This window comes from Labrenzia sp. 011 (genome assembly GCF_003075075.1).
In the GTDB taxonomy this organism is placed as follows: domain Bacteria; phylum Pseudomonadota; class Alphaproteobacteria; order Rhizobiales; family Stappiaceae; genus Roseibium.
The window spans coordinates 1-2,562 of record NZ_QCYM01000047.1; the positions used below are offsets into that span (position 1 = coordinate 1).

2 protein-coding genes are annotated in these 2,562 nt (G+C 62.3%); both read left to right on the forward strand.

Annotated features, from left to right (window positions below):
* The first annotated feature begins 128 nt into the window (after positions 1-128).
* The gene (locus tag DCO57_RS22100) at positions 129-1,016 is read left to right on the forward strand and encodes a site-specific integrase (protein WP_116701084.1); all 888 of its coding nucleotides are present in this window, start codon (positions 129-131) and stop codon (positions 1,014-1,016) included.
* A 10-nt stretch (positions 1,017-1,026) separates the two neighbouring features.
* Entirely contained in the window at positions 1,027-2,220 is a 1,194-nt protein-coding gene (locus DCO57_RS22105) for an IS91 family transposase (protein WP_116701085.1), read from the forward strand.
* Positions 2,221-2,562 lie beyond the last annotated feature (342 nt).

Genomic DNA, 2,562 nt, shown 5'->3' on the forward strand with positions numbered 1-2,562 from the left:
GGACTAAGCCGCTCGCGCGGCAATGGTGCTCGTGGCGGGCGATTGGGATGATCTTCACGGCGTGTTTTGCGGATAGGCGGTTCTGTCTGACGATTGGGGTGTTCTCAATCATCAGACAGGAGGTTCCCATGACGGAGGAGAGAACCACGCCGCTGCGCGAGCGTATGATCGAAGACATGCGTATCCGTGGCATAGGCGAGAAGGCTCAGCAGAGCCATATCCGGGCCATCAAGGATTTTGCGTCTTTCCTTGGACGCCCACCCGACACGGCGACGCCGGAAGAGCTGCGCAGCTATCAATTGCACATGACGAATGCGGGGGTGTCGCCTTCGACATTCAATGTTCGGATCGTCGCGCTCAGGTTCTTTTTCGGCACGACCTGCGGGCGCGAGGACATGAAGGGGCACATGCAGTTCCGGCGCAAGCCGCGGCCGCTGCCCATTGTCCTGAGCGTGGAAGAGGTCGCGGAGTTGATGGCTGCCGTACCCGGACCAGGCCTGAAGTATCGCGCGGCGCTAGGCATCAGTTACGGCGCCGGGTTGCGGGCTTCGGAAGTTTGCCATCTCAAGGTCAGCGACATCGACAGCAACCGGATGCTGATCCATGTCGAAGAGGGCAAAGGCGGCAAGGATCGCAAGGCCATGCTGGCCCCTGGTCTGCTGGAACTTCTGCGCGATTATTGGCGTGAGGCTCGGCCGCAGGGCTGGCTGTTTCCGGGCAAACCGAAGATCAACCCGATCTCGCCGCGCCAGTTGAACCGGGCCTTCACCTCGGCCAAGCACATGGCGGGCATCGCCAAACCCGCGACGTTGCATACGCTCCGCCACAGCTTTGCCACCCACCTGTTGGAAGCGAATACCGATGTGCGGGTGATCCAGGTTCTGCTCGGCCATGCCAAGCTGAGCACAACGGCCCGCTACACGCATGTCGCCACCAGGACGATCCGCGATACGGTCAGTCCCTTCGAGCGGCTGAAGCAGTTGCAGGATCAGACGCTGAGGCGCGGACCGGAATAACCCGCTCGGGGTGTCCCGGCAAAAGCTGGAGATTGCGGACATCTTCCGGGCTCATGGTCCCGCGTGGCGGCGGGCCAATGCCGGGCATGTCAGCCTCAACCAGCTCAAGGTCATGTCGGCAATCGAGACCTGTCGGACAGAGGCCCTTGGCGGGCATGTGGCGGCCTGTGCCAAGTGCGGCCACCAGCATATCGCCTACAATTCCTGCAAGAACCGGCATTGCCCAAAATGCCAGGGACCGGCAGCCCGGGACTGGATGGCCGCCCGGGCCGAGGATTTGCTGCCAGTGGAGTATTTCCACGTGGTCTTCACGCTACCGGCGGAGATCGCGCGGATTGCGTACTGGAACGAGAAGACGGTCTACGATCTTTTGTTTCGCGCTTCTGCCGAGACCTTGACCACCATCGCCGCCGATCCCCGGCATCTAGGCGCGCGCATCGGCATGACCAGCGTGCTGCACACATGGGGCTCGGCACTCACCCATCATCCGCATGTCCACATCATTGTCCCCGGCGGAGGCCTATCTCCGGATGGCACGCGATGGATCTCTTGCCGTCCTGGTTTCTTCCTGCCGGTCAGGATCCTGTCCCGATTGTTCCGGCGTCTGTTTCTGCAGGGGTTGATGGCGCTGCATCGTGCGCGTGATCTGGTCTTCTTCGGTGATCTGGCCGGGCTGGCCGAAGATGACGTCTTCACGGCATGGCTCGCGCCCCTGCGCAGAGCCGAATGGGTGGTCTACGCCAAACCGCCCTTCGGCGGCCCAAAGGCCGTGCTGGCCTATCTCAGCCGCTACACCCACCGGGTGGCCATCTCGAACCGCCGCCTGATCAGCGCCGATGCCCGGACGGTCACGTTCCGTTGGAAGGACTACCGGCTCAAGCGTCGCAACTGCCAGAAGGTTATGCGTCTGGCCACCGGCGAGTTCATCCGCCGTTTCCTGATCCACGTGCTGCCCGACGGCTTCCACCGCATCCGCCACTACGGTCTTCTGGCCAGCGCCGGCCGCAAGACCAATGTCGCAAAGATCCGCGCTCTGCTCGGAGCGGAAACGGTCAAACAGGATCAGCCATCAAGCGCCGAGATCGTTCCGCTCACGCTGAGAGAGCCATGCCCGGACTGCGGCGGCCCGATGCGCATCGTCGAGATATTCCGACGCGGCCATAAGCCCCGGTCCCGTGCACCACCAAGACAGGAGGCAGCATGACGACCTGTCCGCCACAGTGCCAAAAGCCCATCCGGAAAGACACTACATTCCGGGAGCGCATCGGTGTGCGCCAAATGCCGTTGAACGCCGTAAAATCTTCGAAACTGACAGAAAGAGACTGTCCGATCTGCTTCCGATCAACCCGTCCTAAACCATCCGGCCTGCACGTTTGCTCATGCCAACGGCGTGCAACAACACAATAGAAACCCGCTGCGTGCCTCTTTCCCCATAGACCCCCCGCCAAGGCCCCGCGGCTTCCTCCTTCCGAGGTTTGTCAACGCGGACCGATGCCTGCTCCGCGGCAACCGCCACACAGCGGCCCGCATCGAAAAACCTTCAGGG

Bases quoted from the DNA above. Each gene is read 5' to 3' on its own strand.
- DCO57_RS22100 (WP_116701084.1), top strand. From the start codon at position 129: ATGACGGAGGAGAGAACCACGCCGCTGCGCGAGCGTATGATCGAAGAC.